Origin of the sequence: Ornithinibacillus sp. FSL M8-0202, from assembly GCF_037975285.1 — a bacterium.
GTDB classification, from domain to species: domain Bacteria; phylum Bacillota; class Bacilli; order Bacillales; family Amphibacillaceae; genus Ornithinibacillus; species Ornithinibacillus massiliensis.
Map to the genome: position 1 here is coordinate 1,849,815 of NZ_CP150248.1, position 18,517 is coordinate 1,868,331.

At 34.7% G+C, this 18,517-nt stretch carries 16 protein-coding genes and 3 pseudogenes; 8 read left to right on the forward strand and 11 right to left on the reverse strand.

Translation table 11 applies throughout. The features are described from left to right. Nucleotides 1-240 precede the first annotated feature (240 nt). The 4 genes from MKY78_RS09685 to MKY78_RS09700 all read left to right on the forward strand — a co-directional run bounded on the left by MKY78_RS09685 (nt 241) and on the right by MKY78_RS09700 (nt 2,744). Entirely contained in the window at nt 241-1,284 is a 1,044-nt protein-coding gene (locus tag MKY78_RS09685; RefSeq protein WP_339217872.1) for an IS1595 family transposase, read from the forward strand. Between the two features lie 181 nt (nt 1,285-1,465). Next, complete coding sequence (locus tag MKY78_RS09690; RefSeq protein WP_339217600.1) at nt 1,466-1,747, forward strand: hypothetical protein; 282 nt, start codon at nt 1,466-1,468, stop codon at nt 1,745-1,747. Then, entirely contained in the window at nt 1,737-1,925 is a 189-nt protein-coding gene (locus tag MKY78_RS09695) for a helix-turn-helix transcriptional regulator (protein WP_339217601.1), read from the forward strand. The genes MKY78_RS09690 and MKY78_RS09695 overlap by 11 nt, the downstream gene beginning before the upstream one ends. Before the next feature lie 258 nt (nt 1,926-2,183). Then, the gene (locus MKY78_RS09700; RefSeq protein WP_339217603.1) at nt 2,184-2,744 is read left to right on the forward strand and encodes a DUF5067 domain-containing protein; all 561 of its coding nucleotides are present in this window, start codon (nt 2,184-2,186) and stop codon (nt 2,742-2,744) included. Nucleotides 2,745-3,507: 763 nt separating this feature from the next. On the opposite strand, the gene MKY78_RS09705 is transcribed toward MKY78_RS09700, so the two are convergent. The 3 genes from MKY78_RS09705 to MKY78_RS09715 form a co-directional block, all read right to left on the reverse strand. Further along, complete coding sequence (locus tag MKY78_RS09705) at nt 3,508-4,527, reverse strand: FtsX-like permease family protein (RefSeq protein ID WP_339217605.1); 1,020 nt, start codon at nt 4,525-4,527, stop codon at nt 3,508-3,510. A gap of 51 nt (nt 4,528-4,578) precedes the next feature. Continuing rightward, nucleotides 4,579-5,997: a hypothetical protein gene (locus tag MKY78_RS09710; RefSeq protein ID WP_339217607.1), complete on the reverse strand. Its 1,419-nt coding sequence runs from the start codon at nt 5,995-5,997 to the stop codon at nt 4,579-4,581. Nucleotides 5,998-6,338: 341 nt separating this feature from the next. Continuing rightward, a protein-coding gene (locus tag MKY78_RS09715; RefSeq protein ID WP_339217608.1) for an IS3 family transposase occupies nt 6,339-7,461 on the reverse strand; the annotation gives its coding sequence in 2 pieces (ribosomal slippage) (nt 6,339-7,187 and nt 7,189-7,461; 1,122 coding nt in all). Nucleotides 7,462-7,734: 273 nt separating this feature from the next. Here MKY78_RS09715 and MKY78_RS09720 point away from each other — a divergent pair. The 3 genes and pseudogenes from MKY78_RS09720 to MKY78_RS09730 all read left to right on the forward strand — a co-directional run. Beyond that, nucleotides 7,735-8,784: pseudogene (locus MKY78_RS09720) on the forward strand (transposase); the annotation flags it as partial. A 141-nt stretch (nt 8,785-8,925) separates the two neighbouring features. Continuing rightward, nucleotides 8,926-10,041, forward strand: a complete 1,116-nt coding sequence (locus tag MKY78_RS09725; RefSeq protein WP_339213018.1) for an IS4 family transposase — start codon at nt 8,926-8,928, stop codon at nt 10,039-10,041. Between the two features lie 156 nt (nt 10,042-10,197). Then, nucleotides 10,198-10,865: pseudogene (locus MKY78_RS09730) on the forward strand (transposase); the annotation flags it as partial. A 171-nt stretch (nt 10,866-11,036) separates the two neighbouring features. Here the strand turns inward: MKY78_RS09730 and MKY78_RS09735 are convergent. The 8 genes and pseudogenes from MKY78_RS09735 to MKY78_RS09770 form a co-directional block, all read right to left on the reverse strand. Continuing rightward, the gene (locus tag MKY78_RS09735) at nt 11,037-12,086 is read right to left on the reverse strand and encodes a 2,3-butanediol dehydrogenase (protein WP_339217609.1); all 1,050 of its coding nucleotides are present in this window, start codon (nt 12,084-12,086) and stop codon (nt 11,037-11,039) included. Between the two features lie 231 nt (nt 12,087-12,317). Next, nucleotides 12,318-13,440 (reverse strand): IS3 family transposase gene (locus MKY78_RS09740; RefSeq protein ID WP_339217608.1). Its coding sequence is split into 2 segments (ribosomal slippage): nt 12,318-13,166 and nt 13,168-13,440, totalling 1,122 coding nucleotides; the frame shifts between segments, so codons are not numbered across the junction. Nucleotides 13,441-13,488: 48 nt separating this feature from the next. Further along, on the reverse strand, nt 13,489-14,154 hold the full coding sequence (gene istB / locus MKY78_RS09745) for an IS21-like element helper ATPase IstB (protein ID WP_339217610.1): 666 nt from the start codon (nt 14,152-14,154) through the stop codon (nt 13,489-13,491). Beyond that, nucleotides 14,151-15,080, reverse strand: coding sequence for a hypothetical protein (locus tag MKY78_RS09750; protein WP_339217612.1), 930 nt, complete (start codon nt 15,078-15,080; stop codon nt 14,151-14,153). Before MKY78_RS09750 ends, istB begins: the two co-directional genes overlap by 4 nt. A 13-nt stretch (nt 15,081-15,093) precedes the next feature. Continuing rightward, nucleotides 15,094-15,726 (reverse strand): helix-turn-helix domain-containing protein, encoded by a 633-nt coding sequence (locus tag MKY78_RS09755; RefSeq protein WP_339217614.1) that lies wholly within the window; start codon nt 15,724-15,726, stop codon nt 15,094-15,096. Between the two features lie 153 nt (nt 15,727-15,879). Further along, a pseudogene (locus MKY78_RS09760) lies at nt 15,880-16,061 on the reverse strand (tyrosine-type recombinase/integrase); the annotation flags it as partial. Between the two features lie 198 nt (nt 16,062-16,259). After that, nucleotides 16,260-17,180, reverse strand: a complete 921-nt coding sequence (locus MKY78_RS09765) for a hypothetical protein (protein WP_339217615.1) — start codon at nt 17,178-17,180, stop codon at nt 16,260-16,262. Between the two features lie 64 nt (nt 17,181-17,244). Continuing rightward, nucleotides 17,245-17,739: a hypothetical protein gene (locus MKY78_RS09770; protein ID WP_339217616.1), complete on the reverse strand. Its 495-nt coding sequence runs from the start codon at nt 17,737-17,739 to the stop codon at nt 17,245-17,247. Between the two features lie 289 nt (nt 17,740-18,028). Between MKY78_RS09770 and MKY78_RS09775 the strand changes: the two genes are divergently transcribed. Beyond that, nucleotides 18,029-18,484 (forward strand): hypothetical protein, encoded by a 456-nt coding sequence (locus tag MKY78_RS09775; protein ID WP_339217618.1) that lies wholly within the window; start codon nt 18,029-18,031, stop codon nt 18,482-18,484. Nucleotides 18,485-18,517 lie beyond the last annotated feature (33 nt).

The following is an 18,517-nucleotide window of genomic DNA, read 5'->3' on the forward strand; positions in this document are numbered from 1 at the left end:
AGTGAGATGAAGGGGATATCCCCTTCAAAATTCAGCGACTTTCCGTAAATGTTCACTTATTTCGTATATAGTTCTAATTTACCATTATATTTTGTAAATAATGGTATTAATGGTATACTTGAGTAATTGTTGGTTTTGATTCTATTAAATTTAGGCTCTGTTAAAGTTAGCTGTTGATATTTGATTTTAAGGAACGAATGTTCTATAATTAAACTAACTACAATAGGGTTGGTGATGATTGTGAGAGCTACTGAAATCCTTAAAGCCATTCAAAAATTAAATTCAGCAGAGAAGCACAGATTGCGTGAATATTTAATTGATGCACTCACAGCATCAAGTTCGACTGGAACCGTTCTTCACGAAATATCTGAACGTAAAAATAAGAATGGGTATGAATGTCCAGATTGCGAATCGGTACACATTGTTCGATTTGGCAAATATACAACCATCGTTGATGGCGAAGAGGTTAAAAAGCAACGTTATCGCTGTAAGGCTTGTAAAAAGACCTTTACTGACCTCACAAATACAGTTCTTTATCGAACTCGTCACCTTAACCAGTGGATTAAATTTGTTGAGTGTATGATTGAAGGTTATTCTCTACGAAAGTCTGCTGACTTAATAGGTAACATCACTCACGTCACTCTATTTTATTGGAGACACAAACTATTATCATCGTTAAATCAAATTGAAATCCCTAATTTTGGAGGTATCGTAGAGATAGACGAGACCTATTTCTTGTACTCAGAAAAAGGACAAAGAAAAATTAAAGGTAGAAAACCACGTAAGCGTGGTGGTTCTGCGAAGAAACGTGGTATAAGCAATGAACAAGTTTGCGTGTTGGTTGCAAGAGACCGTGATAAAACCACCTTTTCGCAGATATTAGGTATGGGTAGGTTAACCAAAGACCAATTAGACAAAGCCATCGGGCATAGAATTTCAAATGAAAATATACTATGCACGGATTCTTGGCGTGCATTTAAAACATATGCTGCTGAAAAGGGAATGGATATTTACCAATTCAAGTCCGATGGTAAGATTCGTACAAAGGGGCTTTATCACATCCAGAACGTGAATAATTATCATAGAAGACTAAAAGGTTGGATGCAACGATTTAATGGTGTTGCGACCAAGTATTTAAACAATTACCTTACTTGGTTTCAGGTCTTGGAAAGTATCCATCACCAAAGAAATGAAGTAACAATGAATGACTTGATTATTAAAGGGAATTTAGTACAGAATTCAGAAACTTATGATACACTTAGGTTAAATAAATTTGCTGTATAAGCACTGATGCTTGTTCAACTAACGGGGCAGAAGAGTTGATTAATCCACCAAGACAATGTAAAGACCTTTTGACATTACCAAATCAATTATGTTAAATTATAATGTAAAGAGGTTTTGATATTTTTGTGAGGTGATTTAATTGTTAATCGGAGCTATTGTTCCACTTTTAGTAGGTTTAATTATGTTCTTTATAATTGGCTGGACTACTGGTAATAAAGAGTATGGCGGTGTAGAAACAAAAGATGATGAACGTTCACAGTTAATAAAACAAAAAGCAATTGTAAGTAGTTGGGTATTGCTACTAATGTTTTTATTCATTAACTTCCTATTTGATTTTTTCAATATAAATCAAGTAGCACCAAAGCTAGAATATCCAGAGTTGTTTTATTTGCTTCTTTTAGTTGGTAGCTATTTTGTTTACTATTGGATTTATAATAGACGGTTGAGCACTAATGAAAAATAAAATTTTAGAACTTAGAAAAAATAAAGGATTAACACAAGATGTACTAGCAAAAAAATGTAACGTATCAAGACAAACAATTAATGCTATCGAAAATGATCGATATGATCCTACTTTGAAACTTGCATTTAAAATAGCATACACTTTAAATACAACAGTTGATGACATTTTTCAACCATAATTGTAACGCCTATTGTTAGAAATTAGTTCATTAACTATTATTAAATTAACGGGTGCGTTAGTTGAAGAAAACGTTATTACTAATAGAACTTCCAAAAAAACGGAAGTTCTAATTTTTTTCCTATTTATCAACAATAAACTTTAACATAGCCTAAATTTAAAAGAGAAGTCAAAAAAGGATCATATTATCATATGGCTGTTATCAACTATGTATTACATAGTTGATATAAATATATTCATAAAAAAGGGGACAAGGTTTATGAAGAAAATTCTATTTATATTAGTAGGGTTAGTGTTGTTGCTAGCCGCATGTGGTAACGATTCTAATGATTCAGGTGATAACGGGGGCAAATCATCAGAAAACAAAACTCAAGAAACAAATAACGATAATAAAGACGAAGATAATGGTAGTGAAGTCAGTGATACAGGATTTGATAACGGTGATTATGTGTACGAAATTAAATCAATCGAACAAATAACTGGTAAATACAATGATACTCAAATTTTAGCAATAGAAATGTCATTTACTAACAATTCAGAGGAAGCTACTAGTCCATGGATGTCAATAGGTATTGATGCAAAACAAGAAACGGATACAACTGTGGAGACTTTAACAGGAGCAAACGGACAATTCCCAGAAGACTATAAACCTGAATTAGTAAAAATGGGAAATACAGATGTTAAACCTGGGGCAACTGTTGACGCTGTTATAGGATTTGAAATTTTATATCCAGGTGAACCAGTTAAACTAACAAATTTTAGCTTCACTGACGAGGTTCTATTTGAAAAAGTCGTGGAGACAACAGAAGCAAGCGAATAATAAACGATTAGGGAAGCATTTTTGGTGCTTCCTCTTTTTACAGCTTAAAACCGAACGTACATTCCACTTAGGGAGTAATATGTATACACACACACAGCAAATTACATTAAGAATTTGTATGCAGTTTTATCAATTAGCACACCGGAGCAACTAGAGAATAGGATATATTCGCATAAGTGGGAAGAGTATTTAGACGATTGGCAAAAATTCAAAGAAAAGCGTGTAAGCTATTCAACATAATTACATGATGAGGGCAACAATCACGTAAAACCAGCTATAGGAAATATTAAAGTTGCAGATACTGCTCGTCTAGTAGAGGAATTTAATGACTCACTTGTAGAAAATAAAGGGTTGTTACAGCAGGTTTCGAACTTGCGACACACGGTTTAAGGAACCGATTTATTTAACTCTGTACTGTTGTAAATACTTGATATAAAAAGGGGAATAAGTTTTTCTTTGGTGGACTTTTGACTGTGTAAGTAAGTAAAAGTCCACTAATTTCCCCCCATTTCTTAGAATAGAATTTTTAATCTCACTAATATAATATTGTCTTGAAACAAAAAGTAGATGGTCACCTACTTTAAGGTAACCATCTCTGCTTAATCAAACCTTACTAGAATTCCAGTTCCGAGAAATTTAGATTTCAAGCGTAAATCAAAACTATCTACTTTATTTGGCACAACGAATGTAATTACGCCACTCATTTTACCCTCTTGAATACTATATAGCTAGACCTCTGATCTCTTCTTTTGATATTTAAATTTTAAATAAATGATTGTCTTAAATTTCCCCTTAATAAGCTATAGGTTACGGTCAATATAAGTATATATAAACAGAATCCTGTTAAGATAATGAATGTTATATTTTTTACACTTACTGGATAAAAACTAAAGAAAAGTAAAAAGCTTATCATACTACCAGCCACTAAGGCAATCCCTGTCCACAGGGACACTTCTTTGATATATAACACGTTAATACTCTTTAGTTTCCAGCCTAAGATTTTATAATTGTTTATTTCCTCTTTCCGGTTTTGAAGCATTGCACTAATATTTTCAACGAATGTAATAATTGTTAACAAGTATGTACAGAAGATAAGAAGCTTGTTCCAGTCATTTACTTCAGCATTAATATACTGTCCGAGTAAAGTAAGATTAGTTTGCACTACTGATTCTGTTAATGATAGATATACGAATGACGCTAGTGAGCTTACTAATATAATTTGAAAGAATGTTGCAACAATACTCTTTCTATAATACAACACATTTCTCAGCACTAAAGAGTTAGTAACTGTTACTTTTTGATTTCTTTTTTTGTCTTTTTCCTCAAGAACACTGTTAAATTGCTTTGTTACTATCACTAATATCATTGTCAGGATTAAGATAATAACCAATAGTTGAATTAATAACAACAAGACATATTGGTGCTCAGCATGCATAAAGGCTGCAACACCTATAAACGAGAATAGGATAGATATTACTAGCAAACTAATTATCTCTTTTCTAAACAAACTTTTAATATGTTTGTACTCCCATCCAAGTATTTTAAATCGATTTATCTCATCCTCTTTCTCTACAATCCATAACCTTATACGATTTATTACATAGATAATGGAAACAAGTACGAAGACTAAAGCTAATAATAAATTGGTAATATCCCACTGCCCGACGATTTGACCAGAAGCACCTAATGTCGTCCATGACTCCTGTACTAATCCAACACCTTCGACTTCCACATCGATTTGTTGTAAAGAGGAACCAGCAACTACATCTACATGTAATCCCATTTCGCTAAGCTCATTGGCTATTCTCTCAATCTTCTTTGCTGCAGCAGGAGATTATTCATCAATCCCTGCTACTTTGACACGGATTGCGTCGATTGGTTTATCTCCCATTACAAACTCAGCTGATTCTATATTCGTGACGCCTTCAGCAGGAGCAGTAATATAACTTCCTGCAGTAAAAGTTGGTGTTAGGGTAATCTCCCTTCCTGAAGCATCGATATGCGTTACTGGCTCTAATTGATAAATCCCTAGTGGGCTAGCTGCTAAACTTTCCTGCTTATCGTCTATATGATAAAAACCTACTGCATCAGTCATTACTGATAACAATTCTTGTGATTGATTAGCTTCCGTAATTCTGATTCCTTTTTCTTCAAGATGACGATAAATTGGTATGCCATTTTCTTCACCAATTTTTTCAACTCTTAAGCCTTCATCTGTTTGTTTATAATTTACAGGGTCGGCCAAATAGTAGCGTGTTATGTTATTCCAATTCGTGGAATTAGCATAGCTTACACTCTGGTTATACTCGTCCATATCGACAAGACTTCCATCTTCCTTCACAACGATTCCTTTCCCTTCCGCATTGAATGGTTTAAGGAATTCTGTAAACTCCAATTCATGATATATTGTATTTGTTTTTTGCGTTTCCATTAGCTCTTTAAAAAATTGCTGATAGTTAGCGTCATCAATATAGCTGATAATCTCATCAATATCAGACACTCCCCACTGTTCCTCGAATTGAAGTGTATCCTCATTAGTAAACGGTAATTCCCCAACCTCTATTTTGGCTTTGACAACTACATTACTATCTTGTAATTGCATAACAGGAATAATATGAACTTTCTCTAGTAATTCTGGATCCGATCCAAAGCCTTGAGCTAATCCTTTTTGTTCCTTTCCGAATACTATCGATGTAAAGCTGATACCAGTTAATTTTTCCTCTTCTTCGGCATCAATTCCTACTAAATGGTTATATGTAACAGGTAGGGGAAATAAAGCATGTATTGGATGTCTGAAACTAAACATTTCTGTTTGCCTTACTAAATTCGCCAATATATTATCGGAAGATTCTAAAAATACCTGTTCATATGTATTATATAAATAGTCATTTACGCCATCTGTTGTGGAGTATTCCACTCGATAAGCTGACGCTTGATGAGGGGAAGGCAATACACCCAATGTTGAATTAATTCCAGTAAAATAACCTAGAGAAGCAACAGGAGCTGCAATCTCAATGTCTTCCCTATTTTTGATTTCATTCCATTGTGCAAGCGATATACCTCCTCGCCCACCTCCTAAGTAATTTTCGGGAACAATTCCGAGGTCTTTTTCGATGTCAGATATTGCATCAGGAGATCGAACTAATAAATCATAGATTCCTCTAGAATGTTCAGCAATATCGGAGTGAATATTACCATGCATATTTTTAATAGAGAATAAGGCGATTGGGAGAAAAAATGATAATGAAAGCAATAATAAACAAAATACTCTTCTTTTTAGATTTAATTAGATTTTTAATTAATAATTGATTCATACCAAACTACTCCTTCATGACTCCATCCTTCATGGTTAAAACCCGATTACTATACTTAACTAAGCTATTATCATGAGTAACAAGGATAATGGTTAATCCTGTTTTATGGAGTTTTTGGATGATGTTTAAAGTGGACCCCATCGTCAAGACAACTTTTTTATAAATTTAAGGTGCATTGAGTTTTGCTCCTTCCCATCTTGTCAACCATGCCTTTCATGTGACAGGTTCTGTCGCATGAAAGATAATTTCTCAAAGATGGGAAGGGCAATGACGAACCTGTTTAATTAAAATAAACTGATGATGGTGTTTTATAATCTAGCGATTGATGAGGGCGATTGTAATTATAAAAATCAATGTAATCTCTTATATTTATTCTAGCCTCCCTTGGACTTTCATAATCTTTTAGATATACTTCTTCGTACTTTATGTTGCGCCAAAAACGTTCTATGATAATATTGTCCAAAGCACGTCCTTTACTGTCCATGCTGATTTGAACTTCCTTAGAGTTTAGTAGATTGATATATTTGGGACTGGTAAAATGGCTGCCTTGATCACTATTAAAGATAACGGGTTTAGCTATAGAGAAGGCCCTTTGAACGGCATCTAGGATAAATCCAATTTCTAGGGATTGATCCAGCTCCCAGCTAATGACATAGCAGGAATACCAGTCAATAACCGCTGCTAAGTACATCCAGCTTCGTTGGAGTCGAATGTAGGTAATGTCAATGCTCCAAACGTGATTTGGATAGTTAATGTTCACTCCTTTCAGTAAATATGGATAAATTCGATGTTGTAGATTCCGTTTACTTAAATTTGGACCCGGATAAACAGCTTGAATCCCCATTTCTCGCATGTGACGTTGTACTCTTTTGCGATTGATATTCACTCCTTCTTGGTTTAGCAGTGCTGTTATCCTACGAGACCCATAAAATGGGTATTTTGTATAAATTTCATCGATACGGTGCTTGATGGCTACATCTTCTGCTGAAGGCCCGACTGGTTTATAATAAAGGCTTGAACGGTTAAGGCTTAATAGCTCTGCCTGTTTTGTAATGGATAATTCTGAGTCTTGCCATTCGATCATATTCACACGTTCTTGCCTAGTTGTGGTAGATGCCAGATTTTTTTTTGAGCCACGACAATTGCGTGGTTAATCGGCCTACTTCAGCGTATAGATTTTCAATTTGTTCTTCATAATCAGCTTTCATCTTTTCTTGATCCTTGTTCTGCTTTTGAAACAGTTGCGGCATTTGTTCTAGAAATTGTGTTTTCCATTTCCGCAGCTGATTAACATGAATCCCATATTCAGAGGACAGCTCAGTTAAAGACTTCTCTTCCTTAAGAATTTCCAATACAACTTGTGCTTTAAATTCTGGTGAATATCGTTTCCTTTTTTGTTTCATAAACCTACCTTAACATATCCTTTCTTGCTGTCTAAAATCTTGGGTCCATTATACATTCCTAAAAACTCTAGTACAAATACTTAAGAAATAATAAAAAAGAGGCTGGGACAAAACCCCAGTAAATTAATATAAGCATGGTCCTTACCAACGTTTTAACGGTAAGGACCATGCTTATTATTTTTTGCACGCAATTTTCTGATATTAAAGTAAACAAAAAGGACACCATCTGATAAAATTAAAGTACGACCAATAACTTTTTTCGGAGGTGTCCTTATGTCGTATTATAACATGAAACAAGTTGTATTACCTATGGATTTGGAAGTTAGATTAAAAGAAAATGACATTGCCTTTGCCATTAATGATTTAGTAGAAAGTATTCCAGAAAGTGCTCTTGAACCACTTAGAAAAGATACAGGTCGTCCGCCATATGCTTCGCGGATGATGTTGAAAATTATCCTTTGTGGTTATACGCAGTCTGCCTTTTCGGGCAGGAAGATTGAAGCCTTATTAGAAGATAGTGTACGAATGATGTGGTTATCTCAGGAGCATCAACCAAGTTACAGAACGATTAATCGCTTTCGTGTGCACCCATTAGCGAAAGGGTTATTACGTGAGTGCTTTGTACAGTTTCGATCTCAGTTGGTAAAGGAAGAAGTAATTGAAGAAGAGGCTATTTTTATTGATGGCACAAAGATTGAAGCCAATGCGAATAAATTCACATTTGTATGGCGAAAATCGGTTGAAAATTATAGTGAAAAACTAATTGAAAAGTCCAATCCAATGTACGATGAGTTAATTGAGAAGCGAATCATTCCTGAAATAGAACGGGACGATTTCGAAGAGCTTTCGGTTGAAGAAATGAAAGAAATTGTGGAAAAACTGAGTGAAAAAATTGAAGCATACGACAAGGAAATTGAAGCGAGTGACGTTGGTGTTGAGCGGAAACAGCTTCGTTCCGAGCGAAAAGCACCAAAACAATATCGTAAGCAATTTGAAGATTTTATTGAGCGTAAACAAAATTATCAAAAGGATATGGAGATTTTTGAAGACCGCCATAGTTACTCAAAAACAGATCATGATGCCACATTTATGCGGATGAAAGATGACTATATGGGAAACGGACAACTGAAGGCTGGATATAATATTCAAGTTGCGACGGAAGGCCAATATGCGCTCGCTTATGATGTGTTTCCAAATCCAACCGACACCCGTACGTTGATTCCCTTTTTGAATACGATTGAAGAACGCTTCTTTGAACTACCTAAATATATCGTGGCAGACGCAGGGTATGGTAGTGAACAAAACTATGAAGATATTATGAATCACTAGCGTTGCATTAAATTAATTTTATTATTAAAAATACTCGAAATGTTCAATTTTATTGTTTTGCGCAAAGAAAAAGTCCTTTATAATGGATAAGTCAGGTGGTAAACCCGTCCAAATCCACTAAAAAGGACAAATCTCATGGACAAGATTACACGAAAAACTTCATTTGGACAATGGTTTTCACCAATTAATTTTCAATTATTTGAAGAACAGGTGAAAACATTGAAATTAGATTTCTATACGAAAAAATTAACGACAGAGTCGTTCCTAAAGTTACTGCTTTTTGCACAGCTACAGGAAGTCGAGAGTCTTCATGCACTAAGTGACTGCCTCTTCGATGACAAGCTTCAAAGGGCTATCGACCTTGATTCTATTAGTATTTCTCAGTTATCACGACGATTAAATGGGCTGAATCCCGACCTTTTCCAAAGACTGTTTCTCGATTTAGTATCACAAATTCATGCCAAAACGCATTATACGAAACTTGTAATGCCATTAAAAATTATTGATTCTAGCACTTTGCCACTGAATTTGACGAATCATAAATGGGCAAAATTCCGCAAAACAAAGGCAGGAGTGAAACTGCATCTGCGTCTTGTATTTATGGAAAAAGGCACTTCTTACCCAGAAAAAGCCGTAATGACAACTGCAAAAGAACATGACCGAGGCCAGCTTGAAATTATGGTAGATGACAAAGAATGCATGTATGTGTTCGACCGTGGTTACTTAGACTACGAACGTTTTGACCGCATGACCGACGAGGGCTACTTTTTCCTTTCAAGGCTGCGGAAAAACGCAGTCATACGGGAAGTTTACAACTTTAAGTTGCCCGAAAATATGCCTGTTTTATCAGACCAAATGGTCTTAATTGGTACTACACAAAACCGTGCTGAAAATTATTTTCGCCTGATAAAGGTCTTGGATTCAAAGGGAAATGAACTCCATTTAATTACAAATCGTTTTGATTTAAGTGCCGAAGAGATTTCAGAAATGTACAAATCACGCTGGGCAATTGAATTGTTCTTCAAATGGATCAAACAACATCTCAGCATTAAGAAGTTTTACGGTCAGAGCGAATGGGCGATTCAAAACCAAGTATTTATCGCACTTATTGTTTTTTGCCTTCATGTTCTTGTGCAAATTGAAACAAAAAGCAAGCGAAAAACGCTACAAATTAGCCGTTATTTAAGGGCTGCATTATGGAAACCAGCGCATATTTGGCTTCGAAAGATTGAAGGCAAATCCGTCCCTTAATAAGCAAATTGTCGTTGTCACACAGGTCTAATTGTAAATTATTTCCAAATGGATGGAGCCACCTTTAATTCGGTATTTACTTTTTTGGCTCTAAACAGAAGATATAATAAAACTGAAAATTACGACATTATTTTTGCAACACTAGTGATTATGAATAATAGAAATAGAACACCTCTTATTACATATAATCAGTATCGAAAGGAGAAGAAAAGAAAACACAAAAACAATGCTTTTCATGTAGACAATTGGGAATACAATGAAGAGGATGATGCATTCATTTGTCCGAATGGAAAGAAATTATTATTCAGCCATGTGTCCCATCGAACCGACAAATACGGATTTAAACGCGAATTTAAAGTCTATGAATGCGAAGATTGTTCCGGATGCCCTTTACGCTCCATGTGTACAAAGGCGAAAGAGGGAAACAATCGAAAAGTATATCTCAATGAAAAGTGGGAATCTCAAAAAGAATACGTCAGGGAGAAGCTTTCAGACGAGAAAACTGGTGAAATTTACGGTAAACGTAAAATCGATGTGGAGCCAGTCTTCGGATTTCTGAAGGCTAATTTGGGTTTCACTCGAATGTCTGTTAGAGGAAAAGAGAAAGTGATAAATGAATTAGGATTTGCGCTTATGGCGGTAAACTTGAGGAAGTATACCGCCAAAATGGGTAAATCTAGTTTAGGAAATGGAAATGATTTCAAAAAACTGGTTCCAAGCAATTTTCAATCGCTTAGAACCAGTTTTTTATTACTTTCTGGCTAGTTTTGTCCCAGCCTCTTTTTTATCAGCATAAGAGAGCACTTGCTTTAAATGCAAGGTAAATTTGATTTTGAGTAGTATTGTCTTGAGATTCATACTTGTTAGCACAATTTGTATAAGTTAATAAAACATACAACTATTTCGGAGAAAGTAAACATAATAAGTCCATTATTGATAATCAAATTCCAATTACAATTAACCGGAATCCTATAATAAGATTCCGGTTAATTAAACTACTCAGCTTTTACTAAGATTTTTATATGATTTCTTTCTTTTAGTAGACCTTCGAATCCTTCTTCTATTACTTCATCAAGTGTGATACGTTTCGTTATTAATTTATCTGCAGGGAAGTAACCTTGTGCCATTAAACTAATAACAGCTGGAAACACATCACGGTATCCGATAATTCCTGCTAAAGTACGTTCTTTCAACGCGATATTTTGTGGGTGAATCGGAGCCTCTGTTTCAAAAATACTAACAATCATTGTTTCTCCATTAAATTTGGTTGAATTGATAGCTTGTTTTAAAACAGGTGGTACCCCAGTGACTTCATAAGCAACATCTACCCCGCCACTTGTAAGCTCTTGAATTTGTTGTACGGCATCACCATTATTTGGATCAATTGCGATGGCTCCAAGCTCTTCTGCCTTTTGTCTACGTTGTTCAGATAATTCAACTGCATAGATTTCTGCTGCACCTGCTGCTTTTAAGGCTTCAATCACTAATAAACCAATTGGACCAGTTCCAAATACGGCTGCTTTATCACCAACTTGTAGTTTACTTTGTTTCACAGCATGAAGAGCAACAGCTGACGGTTCAACAAGTGCACCTTGTTCATATGATACATTCTCTGGAAGTTTATGCAGCATGTGTTCTGGAACAGAAGTGAATTCAGAAAACCCACCGCCACCGCCAGCAAGACCATAGAATCCCATATCTGCGCAAAGATTATATTTCCCTTGTTTACAAGCATCACATTTTCCGCAATTATAAATTGGTTCTACTGTAACACGATCACCAACTTGTACTTTGGTTACACCTTCACCAATTTCAACAACTTGTCCAGAAAATTCATGCCCCATAACAATCGGAGCTTTATCTCCAGTTAATGGATGTGGTGTTTCCTTAGGAATAAAAATTGGGCCGGCTGTATATTCGTGTAAATCGCTTCCACAAATTCCACACCACTCAACTTTAAGTTTTACTTCACCTTTTTTTACAGTAGGTTCTTCGATATTTTCTAGTCTTAAATCTTTAGCATTATGCCATCTTAACGCTTTCATCTGAAATTCATCTCCTAAAGTAAACGGTTATGTTAAAAACTATTTCAATACTATTATAATATATTTTGAGTGGAATTTAAAGTGGACCCCATCGTCAAGACAACTTTTTTATAAATTTAAGGTGCATTGAGTTTTGCTCCTTCCCATCTTGCCAACCATGCCTTTCATGTGACAGGTTCTGTCGCATGAAAGATAATTTCTCAAAGATGGGAAGGGCAATGACGAACCTGTTTAATTAAAATAAACTGATGATGGTGTTTTATAATCTAGCGATTGATGAGGGCGATTGTAATTATAAAAATCAATGTAATCTCTTATATTTATTCTAGCCTCCCTTGGACTTTCATAATCTTTTAGATATACTTCTTCGTACTTTATGTTGCGCCAAAAACGTTCTATGATAATATTGTCCAAAGCACGTCCTTTACTGTCCATGCTGATTTGAACTTCCTTAGAGTTTAGTAGATTGATATATTTGGGACTGGTAAAATGGCTGCCTTGATCACTATTAAAGATAACGGGTTTAGCTATAGAGAAGGCCCTTTGAACGGCATCTAGGATAAATCCAATTTCTAGGGATTGATCCAGCTCCCAGCTAATGACATAGCAGGAATACCAGTCAATAACCGCTGCTAAGTACATCCAGCTTCGTTGGAGTCGAATGTAGGTAATGTCAATGCTCCAAACGTGATTTGGATAGTTAATGTTCACTCCTTTCAGTAAATATGGATAAATTCGATGTTGTAGATTCCGTTTACTTAAATTTGGACCCGGATAAACAGCTTGAATCCCCATTTCTCGCATGTGACGTTGTACTCTTTTGCGATTGATATTCACTCCTTCTTGGTTTAGCAGTGCTGTTATCCTACGAGACCCATAAAATGGGTATTTTGTATAAATTTCATCGATACGGTGCTTGATGGCTACATCTTCTGCTGAAGGCCCGACTGGTTTATAATAAAGGCTTGAACGGTTAAGGCTTAATAGCTCTGCCTGTTTTGTAATGGATAATTCTGAGTCTTGCCATTCGATCATATTCACACGTTCTTGCCTAGTTGTGGTAGATGCCAGATTTTTTTTTGAGCCACGACAATTGCGTGGTTAATCGGCCTACTTCAGCGTATAGATTTTCAATTTGTTCTTCATAATCAGCTTTCATCTTTTCTTGATCCTTGTTCTGCTTTTGAAACAGTTGCGGCATTTGTTCTAGAAATTGTGTTTTCCATTTCCGCAGCTGATTAACATGAATCCCATATTCAGAGGACAGCTCAGTTAAAGACTTCTCTTCCTTAAGAATTTCCAATACAACTTGTGCTTTAAATTCTGGTGAATATCGTTTCCTTTTTTGTTTCATAAACCTACCTTAACATATCCTTTCTTGCTGTCTAAAATCTTGGGTCCATTATAATATGGCTGTTGTTATTGCCTGGTCACCTAATAATTCACCCCATTCTTTTGGCCCTTTATTAGATGTTAAAATAATGGACGATTGATTATATAAGTCATTGATCAAATGAAAAAACATATTTGCTTCCTGTTGATCCATCGCCATAAACATCAAATCATCAATAATGACTAAATCCGCATCTCTTATTCTTTTCATTCTTGCCTGTGACTTTCGTGTAATTTCCTCCGTTTTCAATAGGCGGACAAGGTCACCCATCGTAGTGAAGATAACCTTGTATCCTTGGTTCAAAGCCTCAATTCCTAACCCAATTGAAATGTGTGTTTTCCCACTCCCTGGTGGTCCTAATAGAATGATATTGTGCAACTGTTCTATCCATGTTAAATCCTTCAATCTATTCAAATGCTTATTGCTTAATGATTTCTGTTCTTTTAAATTGAATTCCTCTAGTGTTTTTTGGAATGGAAATGTGGCCCATTTAAATCGTTTTTCTAATTGCTTTTCTTCTCTCCGAGTTTGTTCATATTTTGCTACATCTAAGAGGAACTGAGTAAAGGATGAATCCCTTTGCTCAGCCTCTCTAATTAATGCAGGAAGCTGATTTGCTGTTTCCGTCAAACGTAAAGTTCTCATCAGTTCTTGTACCTGGTTCAGCTGACTCATACTAGTTCACCTTCCAGTATTGCAGTATAGGCACCAACTTCTCTTTTTTGAGCCTCCGTCTCCATGACCCAGCCTGAAACTCTCTTTACATGTGTCACATTCTTAGCGGTATCAATCACTGTATCTTCAACTTGTCGTTGTCGTTTTAAATAGGCAACGACATCGCTAAAATCTGTTGCACTATACAGGTTCCTTTTTATACACTCATTCAATGCTGCCGATAGAATTTCCCTGTTATTTACTTTTGTCTCTTTTAATATCATTTGGAGTTGATCCCTGATATATCGAGGGTACTTTTCTTTTACTGCTTGTAGATAATCATAAGCTATCTCGTTGTCATTAAATTGCTGGGAAACGGTATTCATAAATGCATCAATACCTTTTGTCCTATCTCGGCTATGCTTCCTATCTTTAATCAATAATCCCTTCCCGTCAGGGATATTATGCTTTGCGATGACTTCTCCTGTTTCAGGGCTATAGATGATTAATACCTTTTCTTCGGTTTCCTTAATGCAGAGAGTTTCATATTTGCCAAACGTCCCCAATGGAAGAGAATAACGATTAGATAAATAACGAATAGTATTGTCCTTATGGACACATCTTGATATACTAGTTTCATAGTTATATTTTATATCTAAGTTTTTGGTGACTCGTCTTAAGTGTTGTCTTTCCAGGGAAAACACTTCGACCGGTCTCTTTTTTGTTGTATGATGAACTTTATAGTTCCCAGTTCTATTGAGCCATTCCCAACCCTGTTCATTCCAAGAATCAATGTTATGAAATACTCGATGTTTAGCGAAGTTATGTTTAATAAAACCAACTACATTTTCTATTTTTCCTTTACTCTCTGGATCCGCCTTGCGGCAAACACGAAGGGTTAGATTCCTAGATTCTTTATATTGTTGAAACTCTTTAGTTAAAATCAAATCCCCACCATTCTCACTTCTCACTAACGACTATTAAACTATCTTGGTCATACACTAATTCACTTGGAATCCCCCCAAACCACCTGAATGCATTTTCATGTGCCTTAATCACATCTTGGGTAGTAAAAGGCCTGTCCAGCCATTCCTGATACTTATATCTTGAATTTGATAATACGAAAGCTATAAAGTTTAATTTTATTTCCTTATTATCAACTGCCTTCTGTTTCGTATGACCAAAATCAACTTGTATTTGCTCACCCATAGGTGAATCTGGAATAGCTTCATAGATTCGTGTTGAAGTTTCCTTCTTTATTTTAAATTCTTCCCGAAGATTTCTAACATAGGAGCGAACTGTACTTTCACCTACTTCTATACCTTCGTATTTTTCTTTTAGCCAGTCTTCTACTTGTGCAGCCGACATATCTGGATGCTCTTTCAACCAGGACAAAATTAGCTCTTTATAAGGATCTAATTTCTTACTTCTTGTCTGAAGGGACTCTACCCACTCAGACATATCCGAAGGATTCCTTTTTAGATAACGATGAACGGTTGACCTTGATATTCCTAGTTTTTCTGCAACCTTTGTCTTACTAAACCCTTTTTTTATTAATTGATGTATTTCCATATACATTTCCCACTTATCCACCTTTTGCTACCTCCATTGATGCGTATATTTGATATAAATATTTTACAATGGAAGGTACTTATTATTGGTATATTTGAGTAAATAAGTGTTTCTTTTTATCTAGCAGAAACTGTCTATTCTAGTTTAGCAGTCACACCCTTACATTAGATTTGATCAATTGTCACCTTTATTTACGCTTTGCGCCTCGTCATTTGTAAGTTGAGTATAAATTCTAATAGTTTGTATTGATGAATGACCTAACTGTTTCTTAATTTAGGTCATTCATTGTTTTCGACATGATATCTAGTCGCAAATGAGTGTCTTAGTTTATGTACAGATAAGGTAGGTTTACCGAAAACTTTTGTATTTATATTAACTACTCTTTCAATATCTTATTTAAATGTCTTTTGGCCCTATTTTTGACAGACTACGTCATTTTATTTTTTATTATTGTTGTTATCCTTAACTGTACGAACAAGTACTAAAAACAAAAACAACATCACAATTCCTATACCAACAAATAAACTTATTATACTTCCCATTACTTTCACTCCTTAATAAGAATAGAATCGAAATGAGCTATAAACTCTCTGTGATTCTCTATTTGTATTATTTACATTATACGGTTCAGGAAAAGATACAATTTGGTATATTCCTTTATTTGTCAAATTTAAAGGATAATATTTCATTTTATTTGTTGTCTCAAGGTAATTAACCATATTATCATTTAGCGAGATTTGTTCCCAATCATTAAAAACAATTATAGCTTGTTCCTTTTCATTACCTATTTCATATTCACCTGAAAATAAGTATAATGTATCATTATTAAAATGCTCTGTTACAATTTTTAATTCATCGTATGTAGAGCTTAAAAATAAAGGAACTATAGGTAAACTACTTTTTTCTCCTTCAGCTTTCATCGTCTCTGGAATAATTTTATTACTGCCATTCAGATTAAATCTAAGAGCAATAACTTCTTCGAGTGAGGAAAGAGAATTATAACTTTCATTATCTAATTCGACAAAATTGGGGTCCTTAAAAACTAGTAAAGAAAACTCATGTGTATCCTCGGGAATGTCTATGATAAATGGGATATTTTTTGTTTCATTTTCGCCAACAGAAAATTTATAAGTTCTTGTATTCTTACCATTTACTTCTATTTCTGTTTGTATATAATCTAACAGAGCTACTATAACATACTCTCTTGAAAAACCAACGAAATTTGAAAGAGATAATGTAAGTTTTTCTTTACCGCTGAATTTTTGTTCGTGATTTTCTAATAACTCATCATCTTTATATAGCCCATAACTAATTGTATTAGTTCCAGGTCCAGTAACTCCTGGAAGATTATCTTCCATTATGTTTTTATTATTGTTCTTATCAATTGAGTTATTATAAATTTCCATAACAAAAAAGCCAATTGAAAATAATAAGCAAATATAAAAAATAATTAGAGCTTTCTTTTTAAAATTCATTTTTATCATCACCATATTTTTAAGGCTACTGAGTATTTATATCAGTAGCCTTTGTAAATTAGTCTCATGTATCATCTCTAGTCTCATGTACTATATCCTTAAAACCAGCATCTTCATACCTATGATTTCCAATGCCATGATTGTCCCAAGCTACCAACCCAGAGTCACCCTTTGCTGTAGCTCCAGCATATGAAGAGTTTTGAGCCTCGTCTTGAGCTGAGCCAATAAGTCCTCCATTTTCATAGATTCTTGCTCGAGCTTGAATATAATCAATAGTTCTTGTTGCAGACGATGTAGCAGTTCCCCAATACTTTTTACCAGGATCACGCCAATTTGAAAAAGATACTTTCATTTTACTTGATGCAGTATATCCACTAGCAAACGCAGATATCGCTTTTTCGTCTTTCAATACTGCTGTAGTTGATATCTCAGGAGTTCGTGATTTATCGATGATAGAATTTTCGTTCTCTTGTACTGAATTTGATGCAAAACTTGTCCCTGCTCCAATGGTGATTGTTAAAAGGGATAAAGCTAATACTTTAGAAATTTTTTTCAACATCACAGACACCTCCTTTTTATAATATTCTCTATCAATTTAATACTAACACAATACTATATTTCTTAATATATAAAATATATATTATTTTTCGACAATTATTGACAAGTTAGGATGAAATTTATTAATTCTACTAACAAAAAGTGGTAGTCAACAAAACACCCATGGTGATCAATTCACTATTAGAAGTTGGCTGGGCAGATATGTTGAATAATTAATGAATAGCACCTTAGTTCATACTAAGGTGCTATTATATACTTATACAATAATAAATTTATAGGCGGTGGAATATATGAAGAATTCTGATAGCAGATTTATAAAGCAAAAAACCATAATCGGTACAGTATTTGTCATTTTAATCCTACTGTTTTTTACTAGTTACATACTTTTAAAACCTTATTTTATAGAGTCTACATTCTTACCAAGTGTAGAATTTAACTCTATAAGCTTAGAGGAATTTAATGAAATACCTGAAGCATCAAAACATCCTGATTTATCTCTAGTAGATGTGCGAAAAATAGAAGTTATTGTTACGGTTAATAACCCGAAAGGATCACAGAATGTTGATATTAAGTTACCGAACTTAATTGAAGCAATAGATGAACCGAACAACATTCGAACACTACACGCTGGCTATCGTTCACTAGTTTATAATGAGGAAGAAAATACGAAATATCAAACAGCTTTTATAATGTTTGATGCACGGGGTTTAACACAAAGCCTTACGCTATTTTTTCACTTTAATTAATCATTGGGAATAGCAAAGGTACTAATTTGTACC